Annotated in this window: 20 protein-coding genes and 1 CRISPR repeat array; of the genes, 13 read left to right on the forward strand and 7 right to left on the reverse strand. The window is 53.8% G+C overall.

Features of this window, described 5'->3' with window-relative positions:
• Positions 1–116: 116 nt before the first annotated feature.
• Positions 117–1,145 carry an AraC family transcriptional regulator gene (locus KFS80_RS19100; protein WP_212545573.1) on the reverse strand — a complete coding sequence of 343 codons (1,029 nt, stop codon included), beginning with the start codon at positions 1,143–1,145 and terminating at the stop codon, positions 117–119.
• 115 nt (positions 1,146–1,260) lie between these two features.
• Here KFS80_RS19100 and KFS80_RS19105 point away from each other — a divergent pair, with 115 nt between their 5' ends.
• From KFS80_RS19105 to KFS80_RS19130, 6 genes are all read left to right on the forward strand, one after another.
• Entirely contained in the window at positions 1,261–2,157 is an 897-nt protein-coding gene (locus KFS80_RS19105) for a TauD/TfdA dioxygenase family protein (RefSeq protein ID WP_212545574.1), read from the forward strand.
• Positions 2,154–2,951 carry a 2-keto-4-pentenoate hydratase gene (locus tag KFS80_RS19110; RefSeq protein ID WP_212545575.1) on the forward strand — a complete coding sequence of 266 codons (798 nt, stop codon included), beginning with the start codon at positions 2,154–2,156 and terminating at the stop codon, positions 2,949–2,951. The genes KFS80_RS19105 and KFS80_RS19110 overlap by 4 nt, the downstream gene beginning before the upstream one ends.
• 94 nt (positions 2,952–3,045) lie before the next feature.
• Positions 3,046–3,300, forward strand: coding sequence for a hypothetical protein (locus KFS80_RS19115; RefSeq protein ID WP_246541918.1), 255 nt, complete (start codon positions 3,046–3,048; stop codon positions 3,298–3,300).
• A 168-nt stretch (positions 3,301–3,468) separates the two neighbouring features.
• Positions 3,469–4,728, forward strand: a complete 1,260-nt coding sequence (locus KFS80_RS19120; protein WP_212545576.1) for a PIN domain-containing protein — start codon at positions 3,469–3,471, stop codon at positions 4,726–4,728.
• A gap of 182 nt (positions 4,729–4,910) precedes the next feature.
• Positions 4,911–5,813 (forward strand): putative phage abortive infection protein, encoded by a 903-nt coding sequence (locus tag KFS80_RS19125; protein ID WP_212545577.1) that lies wholly within the window; start codon positions 4,911–4,913, stop codon positions 5,811–5,813.
• A gap of 269 nt (positions 5,814–6,082) precedes the next feature.
• Complete coding sequence (locus KFS80_RS19130; RefSeq protein WP_212545578.1) at positions 6,083–6,319, forward strand: carbon storage regulator; 237 nt, start codon at positions 6,083–6,085, stop codon at positions 6,317–6,319.
• 221 nt (positions 6,320–6,540) lie between these two features.
• Here the strand turns inward: KFS80_RS19130 and KFS80_RS19135 are convergent, their stop codons facing one another.
• On the reverse strand, positions 6,541–7,413 hold the full coding sequence (locus tag KFS80_RS19135; RefSeq protein WP_212545579.1) for a BrxR family helix-turn-helix transcriptional regulator: 873 nt from the start codon (positions 7,411–7,413) through the stop codon (positions 6,541–6,543).
• A gap of 476 nt (positions 7,414–7,889) precedes the next feature.
• On the opposite strand from KFS80_RS19135, the gene KFS80_RS19140 reads away from it, so the two are divergent.
• From KFS80_RS19140 to cas2, 7 genes are read left to right on the forward strand one after another with little or no spacing between them, the layout of a single operon-like run.
• The gene (locus KFS80_RS19140; RefSeq protein ID WP_212545580.1) at positions 7,890–10,109 is read left to right on the forward strand and encodes a CRISPR-associated endonuclease Cas3''; all 2,220 of its coding nucleotides are present in this window, start codon (positions 7,890–7,892) and stop codon (positions 10,107–10,109) included.
• A gap of 56 nt (positions 10,110–10,165) precedes the next feature.
• Positions 10,166–10,840: a type I-C CRISPR-associated protein Cas5c gene (gene cas5c / locus KFS80_RS19145; RefSeq protein ID WP_212545581.1), complete on the forward strand. Its 675-nt coding sequence runs from the start codon at positions 10,166–10,168 to the stop codon at positions 10,838–10,840.
• Entirely contained in the window at positions 10,837–12,627 is a 1,791-nt protein-coding gene (cas8c, locus tag KFS80_RS19150) for a type I-C CRISPR-associated protein Cas8c/Csd1 (RefSeq protein WP_212545582.1), read from the forward strand. The genes cas5c and cas8c overlap by 4 nt, the downstream gene beginning before the upstream one ends.
• Positions 12,624–13,517 (forward strand): type I-C CRISPR-associated protein Cas7/Csd2, encoded by an 894-nt coding sequence (gene cas7c / locus KFS80_RS19155; protein WP_212545583.1) that lies wholly within the window; start codon positions 12,624–12,626, stop codon positions 13,515–13,517. The genes cas8c and cas7c overlap by 4 nt, the downstream gene beginning before the upstream one ends.
• A gap of 15 nt (positions 13,518–13,532) precedes the next feature.
• Positions 13,533–14,159, forward strand: coding sequence for a CRISPR-associated protein Cas4 (gene cas4, locus KFS80_RS19160; RefSeq protein ID WP_212545584.1), 627 nt, complete (start codon positions 13,533–13,535; stop codon positions 14,157–14,159).
• A 3-nt stretch (positions 14,160–14,162) separates the two neighbouring features.
• Positions 14,163–15,203 (forward strand): type I-C CRISPR-associated endonuclease Cas1c, encoded by a 1,041-nt coding sequence (gene cas1c / locus KFS80_RS19165; RefSeq protein WP_212545585.1) that lies wholly within the window; start codon positions 14,163–14,165, stop codon positions 15,201–15,203.
• Positions 15,204–15,212: 9 nt separating this feature from the next.
• The gene (gene cas2, locus KFS80_RS19170; RefSeq protein ID WP_212545586.1) at positions 15,213–15,503 is read left to right on the forward strand and encodes a CRISPR-associated endonuclease Cas2; all 291 of its coding nucleotides are present in this window, start codon (positions 15,213–15,215) and stop codon (positions 15,501–15,503) included.
• A gap of 178 nt (positions 15,504–15,681) precedes the next feature.
• A CRISPR array of direct repeats spans positions 15,682–17,709; the repeat unit is 32 nt; unit sequence GTCGCGCCCCACGCGGGCGCGCGGATTGAAAC.
• Between the two features lie 205 nt (positions 17,710–17,914).
• Here the strand turns inward: cas2 and KFS80_RS19175 are convergent.
• The 5 genes from KFS80_RS19175 to KFS80_RS19195 all read right to left on the reverse strand — a co-directional run bounded on the left by KFS80_RS19175 (position 17,915) and on the right by KFS80_RS19195 (position 21,787).
• Positions 17,915–18,061 (reverse strand): hypothetical protein, encoded by a 147-nt coding sequence (locus KFS80_RS19175; RefSeq protein WP_212545587.1) that lies wholly within the window; start codon positions 18,059–18,061, stop codon positions 17,915–17,917.
• Entirely contained in the window at positions 18,054–18,305 is a 252-nt protein-coding gene (locus KFS80_RS19180; RefSeq protein ID WP_212545588.1) for an AbrB/MazE/SpoVT family DNA-binding domain-containing protein, read from the reverse strand. The genes KFS80_RS19175 and KFS80_RS19180 overlap by 8 nt, the downstream gene beginning before the upstream one ends.
• Before the next feature lie 359 nt (positions 18,306–18,664).
• Positions 18,665–19,129, reverse strand: coding sequence for a hypothetical protein (locus tag KFS80_RS19185; protein WP_212545589.1), 465 nt, complete (start codon positions 19,127–19,129; stop codon positions 18,665–18,667).
• Between the two features lie 29 nt (positions 19,130–19,158).
• Positions 19,159–19,821 carry a hypothetical protein gene (locus KFS80_RS19190; protein WP_212545590.1) on the reverse strand — a complete coding sequence of 221 codons (663 nt, stop codon included), beginning with the start codon at positions 19,819–19,821 and terminating at the stop codon, positions 19,159–19,161.
• A complete protein-coding gene (locus KFS80_RS19195; protein ID WP_212545591.1) occupies positions 19,814–21,787 on the reverse strand; it encodes a site-specific integrase in 1,974 nt (657 codons plus the stop codon). Before KFS80_RS19195 ends, KFS80_RS19190 begins: the two co-directional genes overlap by 8 nt.
• Positions 21,788–21,793 lie beyond the last annotated feature (6 nt).

Here is a 21,793-nt window from a genome sequence, read left to right on the forward strand (position 1 = left end):
TCCCTGGACGCTTTAGAGCGCACCCGGCTGGCCGACAGCTGCCGGTCATGAAGGGCAGAAATCGGCCAATAGCGGACTTACGCATCACAGGAACTCGGACGACTATTTCTGGACAGCTAGATGTCCCCCAAGTGCGCATTACTGCGCCATTTTCCTGGCGGACTATTAGTCCAGCGATTGAATGCCCGCGAAAAACTGGCCGTCTCGGCGTAGCCCAGACGCAGAGCGATGCTGGCGAGGTCCAGGTGTGAGTCCCTCAGCAGGCGCTCGGCCAGACGCAGCTTGATCTGCTCGTTCAGCTGTTGAAAGGCATGGCCTTCCTTCGCCAGACGGCGATGCAGGGTGCGCTCTGATAGCCCAAGACGTTGCGCCACGCTGCGACTGCTGAGCAGAGTCGACGAATCACGGATCAGCACCTGCTGCACCAAGCGTGCGGTGGGCGCCTTGACCAGACTGTGCGATATATCGAGACAAAACCGTTCGCATTGCTGCTCGCCCTCACTGAAGGCACTGATGTGTGCCTGCGGTAAGCTGAACTGCAGGTCAGCAGTTGAAAACAGTATGCCGTTACGTGCTGCCTCGAAATTGACCGGATAGGAAAATTCGCGCTCCAGTGTGGCCAGATCCGTCGGCGCGCTGGCCATCATCTCCACAGCCAAAGGCACTGGTGGCCGCTGCAGCAACTCGCAGGCTACGCCCAGGCAGGCGGACAGTCCGCGTTCGATAACAAAGGCGCGGGCGTCCTGCGGCAGCACGCTGGCATCGAACAGCAGCCAGGTGCCGCGCCGGTCTGCCTCGATCCGCGCCGGGCAGAGGGTCAGTGCCAGCAACTGGAAACGGCTGAAGGTGGCAAACGCCTCACCGAGCGTGCGACTGGCCAACATGGTGAAACCCAGCAGCCCCAGCGATGTCAGGTGGTAGCGCTGCCCTGCGACGAAACCCAGGCCTGGTCTGCCGGCGTGCGTCAGCAGATTACGGATCACCGCCAGTTCTTGCCATGCCTCGATCTGCGCATTGCGCTGCAGCAGTGTTTCGTTGGAAATGGCACTGCCAATCAGGCAGTTGGCAGCCTCCACACCTTCGGCCTCGGCAGTATCCAGCAGGTAACGTACGCCGGTCAGGTTACGCTTTTGGCGCCAGTCCATCAGACTATCCTCAGTGTTTTGGCAGTGATTATCATTTTTTGGCGGTAATCATCATGGCCAGCCTAGCAGTCACCTCGCATTCTGTAATTACTTCAAAACAGCAAGAGTGCGAGCCATGAGCGAATTCATCTACACCCTGCCCAGCCACAACCGTGCCGCGAGTTACAAAAATATCCGTGTAAACCCGACCACCGGCGCAATCGGTGCGGATGTAGAGGGTCTCGATCTGACGCGCCTGAGCGACGAAGGCTTCGTTGAACTGCGCCAGGCCTTGCTCGCGCACAAAGTCATATTTATCCGCGACCAGGCCCTAAGTGTCAGCGATCTGGAGCGCGTCACCCAGCATCTCGGCGAGTTTGGCCGCGAGCCCTATGTGACTTGCATGGACGACCACCCGCATGTCGTACATGTGGTCAAGGAAGCCGATGAAAAGGCGCCATTCGTATTCGGCGGAGCCTGGCATACCGACTGGACCTTCCAGGAACGCCCGCCGGCCTTCACTCTGCTCTACGGGCATGACATCCCACCCTACGGTGGCGACACGTGCTATGCCAACCTGGCGCTGGCTTATGAGTGGCTATCGCCTGGAATGCAGGCGCTGCTAGAGAACCTCGATGCGGTGCACAGCCCGGAGATGGCCTATGGGGTCAACGCCAAGCACAACGCGCTGCTGGAAAACATGGCGATCAACTACGGCAGCGACACCTCGAATGACGAGCGCAGCCACCCGCTGGTAACCCGTCACCCGGAAACCGGTAAGAAGGTGTTGTTCATCAATCCGGCCTACACCACCGGCATCAAAGGCCTGCGCTCGGAAGAGTCGCGTCCGCTGCTGGATTACCTGTTCAATCTGGCTACGTCAGAAGCCTTCACCTGTCGTATGCGCTGGCGTCAGGGCACCCTGGCGATCTGGGACAATCGCAGCACCTGGCACATGCCGGTGGCCGACTACCACGGCATGCGTCGCGAAATGTTCCGTACCACCGTAGTTGGCGGGGCGCCAAGCCGATGAGCGCGCTGACCGCTATCACCGACGCGCGCTTGCTGGGCGCGGCCAATAGTCTGGCGACGGCACGTAGCCAACGCCGACCTGGCCCGCTGGTCAGTAAAACCTTTGTCCTGGCCAGTCTGGGCGAGGCCTACCAAGTACAGACCGCCGCCATGCATCAGGCCTTGGCACAAGGCAGTCATCTTTCCGGGGCCAAGGCAGGCTTGACCTCGGCTGCACTTCGCGCGGCGCTCAAGGTCGAGGAACCGCTGTATGGCTGGTTGTTCGCAGACACCGCCTGCCTTTCAGGCGAAGCCGTCGCCTGGGAGCGCCTGCTGCAACCAAAAGTCGAAATCGAACTGGCGCTGGTACTGAGTCATGATCTGCCGGCCACCGAGATCGACCAGCAACAGCTGTTGTCCAGTATCGCCGGAGTAGTCCCTGCGCTAGAAATCAACGGCTCGGCCTTCGCTGACGGGCAGTTAACCCTGCTCGATGCAGTGGCCGACAATCTGTCTTCCGGTCTGTATGTGCTGGGCGATCAGAGAGTGCCTGTGGCGCAATTGCCCAAGGCGCCGTTGCTGGCCAGCCTGAACAAGAATGGCCAACAACTGCTACTCGATACACCAATCGAACTGGAAAGCTGTCTGGCCACGGGGCTGTGGCTGGCAAACAAGATGGCCTCGCTCGGCCAGCCACTACGGGCCGGAGCTGTGCTGCTGACCGGAGCGCTGGCACCTGCCTTCGAGATTTCTCGTGGCGACCAACTGAGTTTTCAGGTCGTCGGGCTCGGGGCAGTTATGTGTTCTTTCAGTTGATACAGCCGTTGCCCGGCCGTCAAGCGACAGCTTCGGGTCGGATGCAGCCCTTCGTAACTGACTGCAGTCGGCCAGAAGCGGCCAGAAGCGGCCAGTGATCCCAGTAAATAAATCCGTCCCCTTTTCTCCAAAACTGCCAGACGACGACACCCTGGCCGGCGAAGAAACCGCCCACTACACCGGCGTGTTTGCTTGGTACCGCGACAAGAAAACCGGCCAACAAATGAAGGTCACCGCCGGCGAGCAAACCGGACCGCGCAAACTTACGCACCTGTATTCCAGCAAGGCCAATGCTGAGAAGGCGGTCGAGCGGGAGTGGGGACGGATGCAGGATAGGTTTGCAGCATAATTTTTCACGTTCGATATGATCAAAATCGGTTATGTTGGCGTCTAGGGAGAACAGCCGGTCAGTCATGAGAAATCCGCTCCTTTGCCCTTATAAAAAGTGTTCAGCACCCACCACAGTTGTCGTACAGTTAACTTACAAGTACGCCACCACATCAAACAAGGATGTATCGTGAAAAATATATTTCCAGGCCACTTTCGCCCCAAAAAAGAAGAGCTAAATACACACTGGGAAGAGTCAATATTTATTGTTGATGCGAACGTATTGCTAAATTTATATCGATATTCAGAAGTCACTAGAAAAGAGCTTGAGAAATCTATCGAAGGAGTAAAAGACAAAATCTTCATCCCGCACCAAGCGGCAAAAGAATTCTTGAAAAACAGGCTAATCGTAACATCTGGACAATCTAAAGAATACGAAACAGCAATCACAACAATAAATGACCTTGTAAGAAAAATATCAAGCAAGGACAGACACCCATTCATCGAAGAAATACACCTTACAGCCCTAAATGAATTATCCGAGTCAATTATTGCAAGCCTCACCACCCAAAAGGAAACTCTTCTTAGAAAATTAACAGACGATGAAATCCTTGACTTCATAGAGAAGATATTTGACGGAAAAACCGGAAAGCCATTTGAAAGCGCAAGAATTGATGAAATATTATCCGAAGGCGCAATAAGATACGAAAGAAGCATACCTCCAGGATACAAAGACAAAGCAAAAGACTCGAGCGATGACGCCACGCGAAAATATGGCGACCTGATTGTATGGCTGCAATGCATTGATTACGCCAAAGAAAATAAGCGCTCCGTCATATTCGTAACAGATGACAAAAAAGAAGATTGGTGGCAAGAGCAGGCAGGAAAAACAATAGGGCCTAGAACCGAACTCATCGAAGAATTTAAAAAAGAAACGAACAAAGATTTCTGGATGTACTCTGTAAGTAGTTTTATCAAAGAATCAGCAGACAGAAAGCAACAAGTAATAAGCGATGACATATTTGAAGAGATCGAAAATATCAGAGAGGACCTAGAAGAACTACAAAGACTTAAAGATCGAAAATCAAAAAACGAACCATCAATAGAAATCTTCCAAGAAACGCACGCATCAAGTGAAACTATAAATACTGGCATTATTGAAGTATTTCTTAATAACGACATGAACTATGCCACAGGAAGCGGAAAATTCTCACCGCCGCTTATAGGTATCCCGAATTTCAATGTAACACTTATTGGCTCACCTGATGACGCAAGCAAAAACATCGGAATAAGTTATGGCTGCGGCACCACTAAAGACTTCAATGTACACATGAAAGCAAGAGGCGGCATATTAAGCACCGGCAGCTATGTTTTTAAATACGAAGCAGAATATATAAATAGCCAGCCAAGTGAAATCAATTCAATCAACACTGACACATGCAGCGTATAGTTAAAAAATGGAGCGGATTTCTTGAAAGAATAATAGGGATCAGATCACGTTTTCCGGAGGGAATTAATCGTGGCCTGACCCCTTTTGTCCCTGCTGCGTGCAGCATATCTCCAACACGACCAATAAAAACTTATACCGAACACATGCACTCTAAAAGCAAGATCTCACATGGAGTTTAGGTTTTGAGCATAAAACGAACTCAAGTCTTATTAATTGGAGGGGCATTTAGCGCTGTAATTTTATACGCACTACTCCTCATCTACCTGTCGTGGCCAATAGATGAAATATCCATCAATAAGGCAGGCGTTTTCGGCGACAGCTTTGGAATATTAACTTCTTTATTTTCCGCCTTAGCATTTACTGGCATGATCACTGCAATTTCGCTTCAAAAAGAAGAATTAAGTTTACAGCGAGAAGAACTAGCTGCCACAAGAAAAGAAATATCCGCACAGAAAGAAGTACTAATGAAGCAGAGCTTCAATGATAACTTTTATAGGCTGCTTGATTACTATAAAGACAACCTAGATCAATTATCCGTCAGAAAAACTAACGAGCAAGAGTACACTTCCGGCGTCGGTGCCTTAAAGTACCTACTAGATAAATTTTCTAGCTCGCAAATCGAATATAATAAGTACTATGACCCACACCAAGAAGACAAGCTAAAGGTATTTGAGCACCACTTATTTCTTGATATTCACGGAATACTAATGCGCCAAACAAGATACCTAGGCACACTTAGAAGCCTTCTTAGCTTAGTTGAAAGCCAAGTTAAAAATTCGGAAAAGGAGACTTACTGGGAGATCATCACCTCCCAGCTAACCGTACACGAGGTTAAATATATTTTCTATAATTGCCTAACAGACCTTGATGACAGATTCGTAAGCCTAGTATTAAAAAGTGGAATTCTTCAAAATAGAATTCCATTCTCCGGAATACCTAACTCGCACATCTTTGTTTTTCAGAAAAACCACAACATCTATATACCTAAAGAATCTCTGAAAGCAAAAAAACTACATTCAAGGAAAGAAATTAGAGCCATTAAAAGACACCTTAGAGACAAGGAAAATGGCACTGCAAGCATATAACAAATTTAATAATAGGCGTCAGACCACGCTCTATGGGAGGAGGGAACAATTAAGTACAGGGATCGTAGCCGCATCAAGGAGATTTCGCATAAAGACCGAGTCGATCCGGTCTTGCTGGATACTAAATGGCCACTTTTTGTCCGAACTCGCGCCTTCATGAAGGGCTGCTATGGGTCGGCTGCGGCCCGTGGCGACAGGAAGAAAACGGCTAAATTTTTTTCTAGCAGATGAACTACACTCACATCTCCTCAGACAAGGAGTAGTCGCTCATGGGTAAACTCGTTCTTTCTCGTCGTCTAGACGAAAGCATCAAAATCTCCATCAATCCAAATACCGTGGATATTGATGCGCTTCTTGCTGCCCTAACGAAAGGCATCACCGTTACCTTGGCTGAAATTGGGTGCGGTCAAGTAAGGCTACTTGTTGATGCCCCTGCGTGCATCAGGGTTGACCGAACTGAATGGGAAGCCGCAGACGCCTTTCACGCAAGAGCACATAGCAATTGACTTCCCCCGCCCTTAACTAAAGAAAGTCTGCTTTGGCTTGGCTGCGGACATTTTAGGTGTTTTTACAAAGATAGAGGTGATCAGCTACCCGCAGCAACATGACGTGGTGGGCCCTGCCGGGGGCCGGCAGGGAGGTAATATTTTTTGAAAAACTTGAGGCTGCTCGGATGCCCAATATCGTGAGCTTGTTCTGCTTAGGAATCAGCGAACAACTCTGCTGATCACAAATAAAGCCATGGCTGCAACTGTTCGAGATTGCTCACTACGATCTGTTGCGCGCTAGGTTTCGGCTGCACCTTATTGGCGTCGATCTGAAACCGTTGCAAGACGTACTGCACCAGCGCACCACGGTTAGGCACCACAAGTTTCCCGCCGAGCATGCCGTAATCAATTTCAATGATGCTTTGCTGCTCGGGCTTCAAGCGCTGATCGGGCTCGATGATCACATCAACCAGGGTGTTCCAGCCTGCATCGGCTTCGCGGCTAAACTCCGAGGTGTCCAGTACCTCCGGCTCACCGCGCAAACGGCTGAGCACGAAGTCGCGGTACTCGCGGTTCTTTTCACAGTAAGCGCGCACGTGCCAGCGCATGCCGGTGTACACCAGTGTGTGCGGGGCGATCAGGCGTATCTCTGGCGTAGGGTTGGCCAGCGACACGTACTCGCTTTCTAGCCGCAGTCCTAAGCGGCAAGCCTTGAGCAATGGCCGCAGGATCTCCGGGCGAATCGACCGATCCGGTACATGCAGCACCTCGGTGTGCGCATAAGCCACCGCTAAGCCTTCGATATGCGTGGCACGCTCATGATTTTGGTTGAGCAGGTGTAAATAGGCGCTGGCACTTTCATCGATAAATAGCGGCTTGAACTGCTTAGTCGGCACGTACCCCTTCAGATACTTGTCATATGTAAGGTTTTTGGGCGCATGTTCATTGATGTAGGTGTTGATGTCTTTGGATGCCTGCTGGCGACTGATGCCAAAGCTTTGAATCAAGTGCCCCGTGGTCAGGCGGCCCTCCCACCAGACAATCGTCTCGATTAGCCGATAACGCAGCGCCAGATCCCAGCGTACTTGTTCGATAGTTTGTTTGCGTTTCATGCTCTAACACCTGTGCGAATAGCTTACCTGTATAAGTCCACATCCTAGACCTGTCGGCAAAGAGTGCATATTGTTGGCTGGCTGGCTGAGCGATGCCTGACTGCAGCCGCCAATGAGTAAACATGCGTGAGCAGTCTCGAGTGGAGCCTGAAAGTAATCGAGTCTGGATGAAGAGCAATGAGATGGAAGTTGACCGTGAGTACAAAAAATTACATGGTAGGCGCGCAGTTTGTTTTGCCCCTGCTAGGGACAGGGATACTGTGAGGCGAACTGCCCCAAGGCAGGCAGCAGTAATCCAAGGATGGCTTCAGTTGTGTTTCGTCGCGATGCGAAATACCCGTGAGAAAGCCACCCTTGTTATTTCAGTAAGCCAACGATGGGCGATGCATAGTTGTGTCCAGCGAGTTCTTTCGGGGCTGTTTGCTCGTTTAGAACTCATGATCCATGCGTGACAAATGTGGCGGTTGGATAAGCAGATGAGTAATTTTTATGCGCACTCTAGCGACTCAACAGATCGGGCGGATTGGCAGTTACTGTCAGAGCACCTAAGCAGTGTCGGCCGGCTGGCTGAACAAAATGCGGCGTTCTTTGATGGCAAATCTTTAGCTCAGGTTGCCGGTCTTCTGCATGACTTGGGCAAGTACACCGATGAGTTTCAACGCCGCTTGAGTGGTGATTACGGCAAGGTCGATCACTCCACGTGGGGCGCGCGGATTGCTTGTGAGCGCTATGGCCCGCTTGGCAAGTTACTGGCGTATGGCATTGCTGGGCATCACGCAGGTTTAGCCAATGGTCGCGAGCCGGGTGAACGCACGGCATTAAATGATCGTCTGCGTGCCCAGTTACCTACTTTGTTGCCCGTGTGGCGCGATGAGTTGCTGTTGCCGACCGAGGGTTCGCTAACCCCACCAGCAAGCTTTCAAGTCAGCCAAGGGCGCAGTCAGTTTCAGTTGGCCTTTCTCGGGCGGATGATTTTTTCCTGCTTGGTGGATGCCGACTTTCTAGACACCGAGGCCTACTACCACAAAATTGAGCAGCGCAAAGCACTGCGTGGTGGCGCGCAACCGAGCTTGATAGAGCTACGTGCGCAACTGGATGCTTACCTTGCAACCTTTAGCCCTAACTCGGTGGTTAATAGCTTGCGGGCGCAAATCCTGACCGTGGTGCGTAGCCGGGCAACTCTGGCTCCGGGGCTATTTTCACTGACGGTGCCAACCGGCGGCGGCAAAACCCTCGCGTCACTGGCGTTCGCTCTCGATCACGCCATCACCCACGGTTTGCGTCGGGTTATTTTCGTCATTCCCTTTACCAGTATCGTCGAGCAAAACGCGGCGGTTTTTCGCCAAGCGCTCGGCGACTTGGGTACGGCGGTATTGGAACATCACAGTGCCTTCGTCGATGACAAGAGTCAGGCTCGCGAGTCACGCGAAAAGATCAAACTGGCGATGGAGAACTGGGATGCGCCGATAGTGGTGACCACCGCCGTACAGTTCTTTGAAAGCCTGTTCGCTGCCCGGCCCTCTGCTTGCCGAAAATTACACAACATCTCCAGCAGCGTGGTGGTGCTGGACGAGGCGCAAACCTTGCCACTGAAGTTACTGCGGCCTTGTGTCAGTGCGCTCGCTGAACTGGCACTCAACTACAAGGTCAGTGCCGTGCTTTGCACGGCAACCCAGCCGGCGCTGCAGGCACCTGAGTTCGTCGGTGGTTTGCAAAATGTCCGTGAGTTGGCGCCTGAGCCAAGCAGGTTATTTGCGGCGCTCAAACGGGTGCATGTGCGCCATGTTGGGCTACTGAGTGATGATGCCTTAGCGGGCCAGTTGGCCGAACGTGATCAGGTGCTGTGTATCGTCAATAACCGCCGCCATGCCCGTGCGCTGTACGAGGCTATCGCTGAACATCCGGGTGCGCGCCACCTGACCACCCTGATGTGTGCCAAGCATCGCAGCCAAGTGTTGGCCGAGGTGCGGTTGTTGCTCAAGGCGGGCAAGCCTTGTCGCTTGGTCGCAACCTCATTGATCGAGGCCGGGGTGGATGTCGATTTTCCCGCCGTACTGCGCGCCGAAGCCGGGCTGGACTCCATCGCTCAGGCAGCGGGGCGTTGCAATCGTGAAGGCAAGCGCGCGCCGGCCGACAGCGCGGTGATGATCTTCGCCACCGAGAACCTGGATTGGGCGCCGCCACCGGAACTCAAACAGTTCGCCCAAGCCGCGCGCGAGGTATTGCGCCTGCATGGCGATGATCCATTGGGACTGGGCGCCATCGAACGTTATTTCCGTCTGTTGTATTGGCAAAAAGGCCCGCAGGAACTGGATGCCCACAATTTGCTAGGGCAGATCGAGGACGGCAAGCTCGACGGCCTGCCCTTCGAAATGTTGGCGACTAAGTTCCGTATGATCGACAGCGTGCAGATGCCGGTGATCATCGCTTTTGACCAAGACGCGCAGTCAGCTTTACGCGAACTGGAGTTTGCTGAAGGTTGCGCCAGCATCGCCCGGCGCTTGCAGCCTTATTTGGTACAGGTGCCACGCCAGGCTTATGAGGCTCTGCGCCAAGCCGGGGCGATTCAGGCGGTTGGTGAAAAACGCTATGGCGAGCAATTTATGGCGCTGGTTAACCCTGATCTGTATCACCCCTGCTTTGGGCTGCACTGGGATAATCCGGCGTTCATTAGCAGCGAACGTTTGTGTTGGTAAAGGACTGTCGCCGGCATGCTCGGCGCGGATAAAGCAATACTGAAAAGGAGGGCGCAATGGCCTACGGAATTCGATTACTGGTTTGGGGCGAGCGGGCGTGTTTTACCCGACCTGAAATGAAGGTAGAACGCGTCTCCTATGACGTGATTACCCCTTCAGCGGCGCGCGGCATACTCGAAGCGATTCACTGGAAACCGGCGATTCGCTGGTCGGTGGATCGTATCCAAGTGCTCAAGCCTATTCGTTTTGAGTCGCTGCGCCGTAACGAGGTGGGTGGCAAGTTGTCCTCGGCCAGCGTCGGCAAGGCCATGAAGGCCGGGCGCACCGATGGCCTGCTCACTTTTGTCGATGAAGACCGTCAGCAGCGTGCGGCCACCATCTTGCGCGAAGTGGCCTACGTCATCGAGGCGCACTTTGAGTTGACGGCAAAAGCCGACGCCAGCGACTCGGTAGGTAAACACCTGGATATTTTTAATCGCCGCGCCCGCAAGGGGCAGTGCTTTCATGCTCCATGCCTTGGGGTTCGTGAGTTTCCTGCCAGCTTCCAGTTGCTGGAGGCTGGCAGTGACGAACCGCTTGCGGATGAGGGGCTTAACGGTGAGCGCGATCTCGGCTGGATGCTGCATGACATCGATTTCGCCGATGACATGACGCCACATTTCTTCCGTGCGCAGATGCGTGATGGCTTGATTGAAGTACCGCCGTTTATGGCGCGGGAGCTAAAGGCATGATCCTCTCGGCGCTGAATGACTACTACCAACGGCTGGCCGAGGAACATGCGGTGCCAGTGTTCGGGTTTAGCCAGGAAAAGATCAGCTATGCGCTGGTGTTGTCCGCCGAAGGCGAGTTGGTGGATGTGCAGGATGTACGCGACAACTCCGGTAAAAAGCCATTGCCTAAGAGTCTGACTGTGCCACAGCCAGAAAAACGCACGGCTGGGATCAAATCCAACTTCATGTGGGATAAAACTAGCTACGTATTGGGTGTTAGTGCCAAGCAAGGCGAGCGAACTGGCCAAGAACATCAGGCTTTTAAATCGCTGCATCAAGAGTGCCTGTCTGACCAAGACGACATCGGCTTGCGGGCTTTGGCTAAATTTCTTGAGCACTGGTCGCCGGAGCAGTTTCAAACGCCACTGTTCAGTGAGGAGATGCTCGACACTAACGTCATTTTTCGTATTGATGGCGAGCAAAAGTACCTGCACGATCTGCCGGCTGCACAGCAACTAAGGGCCAAGCTGCTTGCCGGTGCTGACAGCAAAGAGGGTCGTTGCCTAGTAACCGGTCAGCAGATGCCTTTGGCTCGCTTGCATCCGGCGGTTAAAGGGGTAAACGGTGCGCAGAGTTCAGGTGCCTCAATCGTCTCGTTCAATCTAGATTCCTTTACGTCGTATGGCAAAAGCCAGGGCGCTAATGCCCCAGTCTCCGAAGCTGCCGCGTTCGCCTATAGCACCGTACTGAATCATCTGCTACGCCGCGATGAGCACAACCGTCAGCGCCTGCAAATTGGCGATGCCAGTGTGGTGTTCTGGGCGAAAACCGGCACGCCGGAGCAGAGCCATAGCGCCGAGTTATTGTTTGCCGATTTGCTCACGCCGCCGGCGGATGATGCCGGTGAGGCCGCCAAACTGCGCACTGTGCTGGATGCCGTGGCCAAGGGCCGGCCGCTGCAGGAGCTGGGCTTGGACTTAGATGAGAACACCCAGTTGTTCGTGCTGGGTTTGGCTCCGAATGCGTCACGGTTGTCGATCCGCTTCTGGCAAACCGGCAGCCTGAGCTTTTTTGCTCAGCGTCTGGCGGAGCATTACCAAGATTTGCATATTCAGCCACTGCCGTGGAAAACCGAACCGGCGATTTGGCGCTTGCTGCATGCCACTGTGCCCAGCCGCGACGGCAAAACCAAAGGCGAGGACATCGCGCCGCAACTGGCCGGTGACATCACCCGCGCCGTACTAACCGGCAGCCGCTATCCACGTAGTTTGCTGGCCAACCTGATCATGCGCATGCGTGCCGATGGCGATATCTCCGGCGTGCGTGTGGCGTTGTGCAAAGCCGTCCTGATGCGCGACCTGCGCTTGGGCGTAAAGGGAATTAATGAGGAGGTGCCTGTGAGTCTCGACAAACAAGTGAGTAACCCGGGTTATCGCCTGGGCCGGCTGTTCGCTGTATTGGAAAACATCCAGCGCAACGCCCTGGGTACGCAAGTTAACGCCACCATTCGCGACCGTTACTACGGCGCGGCGTCGGCCACCCCCGCGACTATTTTCCCGATGCTCTTGCGTAATACGCAAAACCATCTGGCCAAGGTGCGCAAAGAAAAACCCGGGCTGGCGCATAACCTGGAGCGTGACGTTGGCGAAATCATCGACGGCATGCCAACCCTGTTTCCACGTAATTTGAAACTGGAAGATCAAGGGCGTTTCGCCATCGGCTACTACCACCAATCCCAAGCGCGCTTTAACCGTACTAACGACGACAGCAGCACTGGGCCTGAAACCGAGCAAGGAGCAGAACAATGAGTGCCATCGCTAACCGTTACGAGTTTGTTTATCTGTTTGACGTTACCAACGGCAACCCCAATGGCGACCCAGATGCTGGCAACATGCCGCGCCTCGACCCGGAAACCAATCAGGGCTTGGTTACCGACGTTTGCCTTAAACGCAAAATCCGCAACTACGTCACTCTTGAGCAAGAGGGCAGTGCGGGTTATGCCATCTACATGCAAGAAAAGGCCGTGCTGAACAATCAGCACGAACTGGCCTGGAAGGCCTTGGATGTTCCGGCCGACGCCAAGAACGGCTACAAGAAACTGCCGGCGGATGCAGCCAAGGCCAAGGGCTTGACCGACTGGATGTGCGCTAACTTCTTCGATGTACGCACCTTCGGTGCCGTGATGAGTACCGGGGTTAACTGTGGCCAGGTGCGTGGGCCGATTCAAATGGCCTTCGCCACCTCAATTGACCCAGTGGTGCCGATGGAAATTTCCATCACCCGTATGGCCGTGACCACGCAAAAAGAGGCCGAAGAGCAGAGCGGCGATAACCGCACCATGGGCCGCAAACACATCATTCCTTATGGTCTGTACCGTGCTCATGGCTTTATCTCGGCCAAATTGGCTGAACGCACGGGCTTTTCCGAAGCCGACCTCGAACTGCTTTGGCGCAGCTTGATCAACATGTTCGAGCACGACCGTTCCGCCGCCCGTGGTGAAATGGCCGCGCGCAAGTTGATTGTGTTCAAACATGAGCATCCGATGGGGAATGCGCCTGCTCATGTGTTGTTCGACAGCGTCAAGGTCGAGCGGCTAGAGGGTGAGGCTGGCACGCCAGCGCGCAGCTTCAGTGACTATAAAGTTTCACTGGATGTTGAGGGTCTGCCGCTAGGCGTCAGCGTGCGCGAGTTGATTTAATGGAGCCGGGCGGACATGGAAGACGATGATCTGATACCCCTGTCCGCTTTACAGCATTACCTGTATTGCCCTCGGCAGTGCGCCTTGATTCACATCGAGCAGTTATGGGCTGAAAACCGCCATACCGCCGAAGGGCGTTTGCTGCATGAGCGCGCCGATCAGCCGCAAACGGAGCAGCGCCACGGTGTTCGCACCGCTACGGCCATGCCGTTGGTAAATCAGGTGCTGGGTATCGTCGGAATTGCTGATGTGGTCGAGTTTCATCAGGTCGGCGAGGGTGAGTGCATCTATCCGGTGGAGTACAAGCGTGGACGCCCTAAAAAGCACCGCGCCGACGAGGTGCAACTGTGCGCTCAAGGGCTGTGTCTTGAAGCTATGTTTGGCCCGCCGGTTAGCCAAGGGGCTTTGTTTTACGGTGAAACGCGGCGGCGCAAAGCCGTGCCGTTCGACGAAACCCTGCGTGCCCTGACCTTGGACGTAATCCAGGCGACCCGTGCATTGCTCGAGTCTCGGCGCACCCCGAGTGCCGAGTACCAACCACGTCGTTGTGATGCCTGTTCATTGATCGAACTCTGCCAACCGCACTTATTGGGGCGCAAAAGCGCGGTCAATGCCTGGCTGGCCAAACAACTCAAGGAGTGAAGCATGCGCCGCCAACTCAATACCCTGTACATCACCACCGAAGGCGCATGGCTGAGAAAAGACGGCGCTAATATCGTCATGGAGGTTGAGGGAGAGATCAAAGGACGGCTGCCGGTGCATATGCTGGAGAGCCTGGTCTGCATCGGCCGCGTTTTAGTCTCGCCGCCATTGCTGGGGTTTTGTTCGGAGCAGGGCATCAGTATTTGTTACTTGAGCCCCAACGGGAAATTTCTCGCCAGGGTCGAGGGGCCGGTATCTGGCAATGTGCTGTTGCGCCGCGAGCAGTATCGTCGCAGCGACGAGGGCAAAGGTTGTGCCGACATCGTACGCAACCTGCTGACGGGCAAGTTGTACAACCAGCGTGCGGTATTGAACCGGGCCTTGCGTGATCATGGCGACAAGCTTTCTGCCGAGGCGTCTGCGGCTGTCGAGCACGCCTGCAAACGTTTAAAGCGTATCGCTGAAAGACTCCTAGCCGAAACGGATATCAATGTGTTGCGCGGGCTAGAAGGCGAGGCGGCGCAGGCCTATTTTGGCGTGTTCGATCACCTGATTCGTGTCAACAGCCCTGCTTTGCGTTTTACCAACCGTAGTCGCCGGCCACCATTAGATGCGGTGAATGCGCTGCTGTCGTTTCTCTACACTCTATTGACCCACGATTGCCGTTCGGCGCTGGAAAGCGTTGGACTTGATCCTGCGGTGGGTTTTTTGCACCGTGACCGCCCAGGGCGTCCAAGTTTGGCGTTAGACCTGATGGAAGAGTTTCGCCCGGTGTTTGCTGATCGTTTAGCGCTGTCTTTGCTCAATCGTAAACAGCTCAACGAGCGCGATTTTATGCGCATGGACAATGGCGCGGTATTTCTTCGCGATGAGGCGCGCAAGACGCTGTTAACCGCCTATCAAGAGCGTAAACGTGAAGAACTGCAGCATGTTTTTCTTGAAGAAAAAGCCCCCATAGGACTCTTTCCCGCAATACAGGCGCAGCTCTTGGCTCGGCACCTGCGAGGGGACTTGGACGCCTATCCGCCGTTCCTCTGGAAGTGAGGTAGGGCCATGATGGTTCTGGTCAGTTACGACGTCAGCACGCTGGAAGCTGGCGGCGCGCGACGCTTGCGGCGGCTGGCTAAAGCCTGCCTCGATTATGGCCAGCGCGTGCAGTATTCCGTTTTTGAGATTGAGGTAGATTCGGCGCAGTGGACGTTCCTCAAGCAACGCCTCTGTGGCTTGATTGACCCTGAACAAGACAGCCTGCGTTTTTATTACATGGGCAAAAACTGGCAAAGCAAGGTTGAGCACATTGGTGCAAAGGCAGTGCTAGACCTCAACGGCCCACTCATCCTTTAGTCTTTTGCGAACCCCGAACGACCGGCTAATCCAGGGTAGGTTCGCTGCTCTTTAACATACTGATTTAATTGAATTCATTTTTAATGTTGAAGGCCTTTGATGCTGCTCGCACCAGTTAAGGGGAGGTTCGCATTTTTGGGTGTTTTCCTTATAGCTGACGCTAGGTTATAAGGGGGAGGTCGCGCCCCACGCGGGCGCGCGGATTGAAACATTGCACGGTCTAAAATGTCAGACATGAGTATAGTCGCGCCCCACGCGGGCGCGCGGATTGAAACACCCAAGATGCCCGAGCGCCGTCAAGGAGTTTCAGCGCTAGTCGCGCCCCACGCGGGCGCGCGGATTGAAACCGCACCGCTAAACGGAGCCTGTAATTATGACCGGTCGCGCCCCACGCGGGCGCGCGGATTGAAACCGCTCGGTCGACGCGGATACCTTTGACGGGGTGGAGTCGCGCCCCACGCGGGCGCGCGGATTGAAACAACAGCGGCAACACCCAAGCCCGCAGCCGTTACGGGTCGCGCCCCACGCGGGCGCGCGGATTGAAACATTGCAGCAAGCAGCTTGTGCATGTGCTTGTCTGGTCGCGCCCCACGCGGGCGCGCGGATTGAAACGCCCGGTCGACGAAGATCTGCAGCATAAAGTCGGGTCGCGCCCCACGCGGGCGCGCGGATTGAAACTACTGTAGTCGTCACCGTCAGGGTTAGCCCCACGTCGCGCCCCACGCGGGCGCGCGGATTGAAACGTAGCTGACGTTTTGCGAAGCGCCGGCCGGTGCGAGTCGCGCCCCACGCGGGCGCGCGGATTGAAACGGTGGCGTAAGCTGCCGTGAACGCCCTGGGCATAGTCGCGCCCCACGCGGGCGCGCGGATTGAAACGGTCTCGAAGGTGTAAGCCCAGCGCCGGTATTTCGTGTCGCGCCCCACGCGGGCGCGCGGATTGAAACCAGTCCCAAGTTGATAAGTCGGCGGGGTTAGGTTTGTCGCGCCCCACGCGGGCGCGCGGATTGAAACGCCACCTGCAGGATATTGGCCAGATCGACCCAAGTCGCGCCCCACGCGGGCGCGCGGATTGAAACATGGCCTCCTTGGCAATGAGCGCCTGCACATCTATGGTCGCGCCCCACGCGGGCGCGCGGATTGAAACGTCCTGCACACCGACCACCTAGCCGAGCTGAAATCGTCGCGCCCCACGCGGGCGCGCGGATTGAAACCAGACATGGTAAGTAGCTAGTGTCCCGTCGCACGGTCGCGCCCCACGCGGGCGCGCGGATTGAAACGCCCCTAAAGAGGTCTCTAGTGGCGAGGCAGACGTCGCGCCCCACGCGGGCGCGCGGATTGAAACACAGCGATAGGCTTAGGGTAGATGCTGATCGAAGGTCGCGCCCCACGCGGGCGCGCGGATTGAAACTGAGCGGGTAATGTTTAACCTTGGCGTCAATAGTGTCGCGCCCCACGCGGGCGCGCGGATTGAAACGCTGGCAACAAGCCGTTCACCCAGGGTATCGAAGTCGCGCCCCACGCGGGCGCGCGGATTGAAACGCCTAGTTCGCGCATCCATGCCGCAGTGCACAGACGTCGCGCCCCACGCGGGCGCGCGGATTGAAACCCTTTCACGAATGCGCACGCCGTAGATAGCGGCGCTGTCGCGCCCCACGCGGGCGCGCGGATTGAAACGTCACCTCGACGGAATGCCTTGACGGCGGGACCGGTCGCGCCCCACGCGGGCGCGCGGATTGAAACTCTTATCTGCTTGCGGAGTGTTGAGCAGGCCGGTTGTCGCGCCCCACGCGGGCGCGCGGATTGAAACAGCGGAGATATGGTGACACCGGGCGAGGTATCGGTCGCGCCCCACGCGGGCGCGCGGATTGAAACTAGACCTGCCGTCGCGGTCAAAGACCATGAAAGAAAGTCGCGCCCCACGCGGGCGCGCGGATTGAAACGCCAAAATTGGTAATTGGTTGGTCGTTTAGAATCGTCGCGCCCCACGCGGGCGCGCGGATTGAAACATAACGCCAGGAACTGACATTTACGACGACACCTCGTCGCGCCCCACGCGGGCGCGCGGATTGAAACTGGAAAAAGCGCGGCATTGAGTCCGGTCGCCAGCGTCGCGCCCCACGCGGGCGCGCGGATTGAAACACGGTGATAACGGCTGTGCAGTGGCGCGGGCTGATGTCGCGCCCCACGCGGGCGCGCGGATTGAAACACCCTAAGCTGTTGGCGCTGATTGAAAAGTGACCCACCCTGCCGATTGAAATTTGACCCAGGGCTGGTTGCTGTTTTTTGCATCAGCAACTGTGGATAAGTCTAGCAGCCGAGCTGCTTTTGAACGCTTCCTTTTCGATAGCCCAGTGCAACGAATGAAGGTCTGTTACAGGCATAGTCCGCAACAGACCTTCCCATCCGTGAAGTCAAAACGGCTCGTCGATCACCTCGTCTTTGCCTCCCCGGCGCTTTTGCTCACCCGCACGCGCCCATTCCGCCTTGATCAACTCTCCAGCGGATTCGACCACATCGATAACCGGGGTTAATAGCTGTGGAAGATTTACGTCACTCATCTGAGTCGATCCGCTTTCCCTGCTTGTCTGACTGCTCACGATCCCAGTGCTCGATTAACTCATCAATACGATCGGGGATACGCGGAGTTTTGGAAAGAAGCAGTGCACGGGTAGTGCCAACGAACTCCTCAATTAGGTAAAGCGAGTCACCAACATCAACGCCCATCTCTTGCAAGACCTCATCCGGTATACGGATGCCGCCATCACCGTCCCAGTCCTCAATCGTAATCTGCCGGCTTACCATGCTGCCCTCACTCAACCTGAAAGATAATGCATCTCACGCTTAGAATACTGGACGGCCCGAGGAGTCATTGACATTCCGACCGGTGATTTGAGCATTGGAAGGGGCCAATCAAATTACACAGATTGCGAGTGTTGCCTGCAGGGTGATGGCTGACGCTTTTGGCATTGTGGACTTCGATCAATCATGAAGGCCATGCCCGTCAACTGCATTAATTTGCGCAGCAGGGTGTTCACGTTGGGCCAGCGCTACAAGTGTAGGCGCCGGAAGATTTGATGCGGCCTGCTGGCTAGGGTTAATACCCTGTGCCGTAAGAATATGAACGCCCTGCTGATAGGGCGTATGGGGCTAGATCGACTGACTCACGCCTGAGCAGCCTCGGAGATTGCACACAACAGGCGGGCATCGAGCAAAGCATGATGTGGCGCATCTACCAGCAGATGCTCCATCTCTGCAGTCAGCTCAAGTGCCTCTGGGTTGATTTCTCGGCAGCCAATAATATTTCCCGGTAAGCCCTCCGGACCTAGTAACTCAAGGAAAAGCGGCCAGTCCCACGCAAGTGCATCACTTATAATTTCAACAGGTCCCAGCGTGGCCAAAAAAGCTTTCAATTCGATACAGGCTTGACTGGTCGACTGACCAAACTTATCGAGATTAAGCTGCGGCAGTACGACCTTCTTTACAAAATCGGAACATTCATTCTCTAACCAGGTGTCAGTGATCTCGACGTAAAACTCGAAGTCGGAGGTGTCGACCAAGGCCAAGGAGATAAGCTGACGAGTCATATTCAGCTGGGTGAACTCAGTGTCAATGTAAACAGCGCGCATGCTGCTCCTTTACTCTTTTTAATCGAATCTTACACTGATTTGAGTGACGGCTTTGACTTATTGCTTAACGCTGAGATCTTTAGCTTCAATTCGTTGTATTGCTTCAAAACTTCGAAATACGACTCATCCATTTCTGAAACTCTTGATCTTGCAGTAGAAAGCTCAGACTCAAGTTCGATGATTTTCTTGGTGTAATCTTCAGTTCGTCGCATGATCTTTTTTTGACTATCCATCAGACCCGAATCCACCAATCTCATCAGTTGAGCAACATAGATTTCGTCTCTCAGTTTAACGAGCTCGTCGCGCTGTGTTTTTGCTAGCACCAAGAGTTCCGCTCGTGACATTTCATTTATCGTGAAGCTTTGTCTTATGCCTTTTGACCCATGCCTTTCGCTAGAAAGACGCTCAAGATCTGCGTTGATGCTGTCGATGTATTCAATGACTTGGGGATAGTCACGACTATTCAGGTATGTAGGGCTTTTCCCGACTGACTCCGACAGTTTTCTAAGGGATAGCTTTCGTGCTCTTGGGCTGAGATCTGCTCCACTCGCGATTTCTGAGCAAATTTTCTCTGCTCCGGCTGACGCTAATGCGACTACCTTTTTGATTATTTCGCTTTGAGCCTCAAGCCAGCCCGGTGGCTGGTTAGTCGGCTCTTGGATTTCTGGTGCTCTTCTAGGTATGTCAAACATTGCCTTCTCCGCTATCAATCTCAGCTACAGCAGCCATGGCGGTTTTTATGTTCGCTTCTTCAAGGTTGGCGATAGTTATAAGCCCTGATTTTTTGAAGCTTTCGGCGTGAACCTGACTCTTCATTCCGATGCGCAAGATCGCATCCTTGTTATTTGAGAATGACAATCTGTTAACGCAATTTCCGCAAAGACTCCAGCGAGCTTCGCTTGTGTTTGCAGTGCCAGATTCTTTGTCGAAACACTGGGCTTGCATCTTCGATTCTTTACGAATCATGCAGATGCCGTATTCATGCGGATGAATATCGCCTTCGAATTCATCGATGATCTGATTCAGCGTTGCGGGGTCAAGAAACTCAATATCTTTGACCCTGTCAGCAATCCAGCGCCCTATTGCGCCATAGAGTTGTTCACCATTTGCTGCGCGCGTGATGATCTCGCCAATGTAGTCACGAACAATGCGTGAGTCAGTTTTTAGAAGGTCTGAGAGCACATACGACTCTTGTTTTTCCATCCCTTCGATAAATTTCCGGCGGGTATAGCGGTGAGTCATGTAGCTGCCGTATTCGTGCCTGAAGTGGTCTCGAATCGCCTCAACTACATTTCCGTCAAATCTCCGAAGTGCGAATTCTGCAAAGGTGTGTCGAAACTGATGCGGAGTTATCTTGTGGGAGTAGGCAAATTCATCGCCATATTTTTGTTCTACATAAGTGGCGAATTGCTGGAGTCTTATAGGAACGCTGTTGTAAGCGCCGTGCTTCAAGGTTCTAGGCGCGGTCCTAGCCCAGCAAAAGGTTGTTTGAAAAAATATGTTGTCACGCTCGTTACTGTCTGGATTCAGGTTAACTGACTCAAGGACGTCATAAGCCTCAGCGGCAAGGCCCGCAATGTCTCTAACCGTTACGATTCCGTGATTCGTCTTTTTGATCTCGCTTTTGAAACGATAAGTACCATCGCTTTGTTTGATCAAATCATCGTTCTGGATAGATACAATTTCTGATCTGCGCGCACCTGTGAGAATGAAAAAAATGACTAAAGCTGCTCCGTGCAACAAGCATGAGTAACTTTCTAAGTCGTAGCCGCCGTTAAATGGAAACGGAGGCAAAGGTTGCTCTTGACCTAGACTGAAAAAACACCTGGCCTCGTTTAAGAATTTAACTAGCTCTTTGGATTGTCTCCCAGTCCGGGGAATCCTCCATCCATCGGCTGACCGTTGTACGACACGATCAAAAAGTTGCGAGGGTATGATTGACTGTCGCTTGCGAACGAATGATGTGATGAATTGATACCACTTTAATTTTTCAGAACGAATTATTTCGATAGCTTCTTTCAGGTAAACGGACGCTATTGGTAAAGGAACGCTGCCGTAACTGCCTTCAGCTAACCAGTCGGCCCAATCGGTGTTTAAAGAGACTATGGGTTTTATGGTATCCAACACGCTCGTTAAAGATGGAATTTCCTTAAATCCATCGACCAGCTGACCACTTGAATAGGTCTCTGAAATCATATTCAGCATTAACCAGCGCTTGGAAATAGTGCCCCGCGACACAACCGTTTTTTTTGTTGAATTCTTTTTCCAGAGCGTAAGTTCGATCAATGCCATCACATCGCTTGCGCTGAGCTGGTTTAGGCGGGAAACAGGAGCCTTATCAAGACTATTGAGCGCGACGATTAGCCACCGAGACTCCATGATGCGATCTGGAAAGCGTTTAAGCATCAGCGTCCCATCGTTTTCTGACTTTCCTAAGTCTTTAAGGTGTTGCTTGAGCACGAGTAGCTGAAGTGGGGTTGCCTGAGGAATTGCCTCTGACCAGATCAGCTCTGACTTAACAAGTGTGATTGGATGAGTGATTACCCATACGTCATCACTCATTTTGTTTATTTTAGTGAGGTCGCCAGCCTCGCGCTCAACCTGATCGACTACGTGCGCAGGCGCTTGTGATGCCTTAAGTTCTTCAGTTAGGTTCATAAGCAG

Source organism: Pseudomonas rustica (assembly GCF_018336155.1).
GTDB lineage: Bacteria > Pseudomonadota > Gammaproteobacteria > Pseudomonadales > Pseudomonadaceae > Aquipseudomonas > Aquipseudomonas rustica.

What these genes read in the sequence shown, in the direction of transcription:
- KFS80_RS19100 (WP_212545573.1), bottom strand. Translation starts at nt 1,145, where the DNA reads ATGGACTGGCGCCAAAAGCGTAACCTGACCGGCGTACGTTACCTGCTG.
- KFS80_RS19105 (WP_212545574.1), top strand. Translation starts at nt 1,261, where the DNA reads ATGAGCGAATTCATCTACACCCTGCCCAGCCACAACCGTGCCGCGAGT.
- KFS80_RS19110 (WP_212545575.1), top strand. Translation starts at nt 2,154, where the DNA reads ATGAGCGCGCTGACCGCTATCACCGACGCGCGCTTGCTGGGCGCGGCC.
- KFS80_RS19130 (WP_212545578.1), top strand. Translation starts at nt 6,083, where the DNA reads ATGGGTAAACTCGTTCTTTCTCGTCGTCTAGACGAAAGCATCAAAATC.
- KFS80_RS19135 (WP_212545579.1), bottom strand. Translation starts at nt 7,413, where the DNA reads ATGAAACGCAAACAAACTATCGAACAAGTACGCTGGGATCTGGCGCTG.
- KFS80_RS19140 (WP_212545580.1), top strand. Translation starts at nt 7,890, where the DNA reads ATGAGTAATTTTTATGCGCACTCTAGCGACTCAACAGATCGGGCGGAT.
- cas5c (WP_212545581.1), top strand. Translation starts at nt 10,166, where the DNA reads ATGGCCTACGGAATTCGATTACTGGTTTGGGGCGAGCGGGCGTGTTTT.
- cas8c (WP_212545582.1), top strand. Translation starts at nt 10,837, where the DNA reads ATGATCCTCTCGGCGCTGAATGACTACTACCAACGGCTGGCCGAGGAA.
- cas7c (WP_212545583.1), top strand. Translation starts at nt 12,624, where the DNA reads ATGAGTGCCATCGCTAACCGTTACGAGTTTGTTTATCTGTTTGACGTT.
- cas4 (WP_212545584.1), top strand. Translation starts at nt 13,533, where the DNA reads ATGGAAGACGATGATCTGATACCCCTGTCCGCTTTACAGCATTACCTG.
- cas1c (WP_212545585.1), top strand. Translation starts at nt 14,163, where the DNA reads ATGCGCCGCCAACTCAATACCCTGTACATCACCACCGAAGGCGCATGG.
- cas2 (WP_212545586.1), top strand. Translation starts at nt 15,213, where the DNA reads ATGATGGTTCTGGTCAGTTACGACGTCAGCACGCTGGAAGCTGGCGGC.
- KFS80_RS19175 (WP_212545587.1), bottom strand. Translation starts at nt 18,061, where the DNA reads ATGAGTGACGTAAATCTTCCACAGCTATTAACCCCGGTTATCGATGTG.
- KFS80_RS19180 (WP_212545588.1), bottom strand. Translation starts at nt 18,305, where the DNA reads ATGGTAAGCCGGCAGATTACGATTGAGGACTGGGACGGTGATGGCGGC.
- KFS80_RS19185 (WP_212545589.1), bottom strand. Translation starts at nt 19,129, where the DNA reads ATGCGCGCTGTTTACATTGACACTGAGTTCACCCAGCTGAATATGACT.
- KFS80_RS19190 (WP_212545590.1), bottom strand. Translation starts at nt 19,821, where the DNA reads ATGTTTGACATACCTAGAAGAGCACCAGAAATCCAAGAGCCGACTAAC.
- KFS80_RS19195 (WP_212545591.1), bottom strand. Translation starts at nt 21,787, where the DNA reads ATGAACCTAACTGAAGAACTTAAGGCATCACAAGCGCCTGCGCACGTA.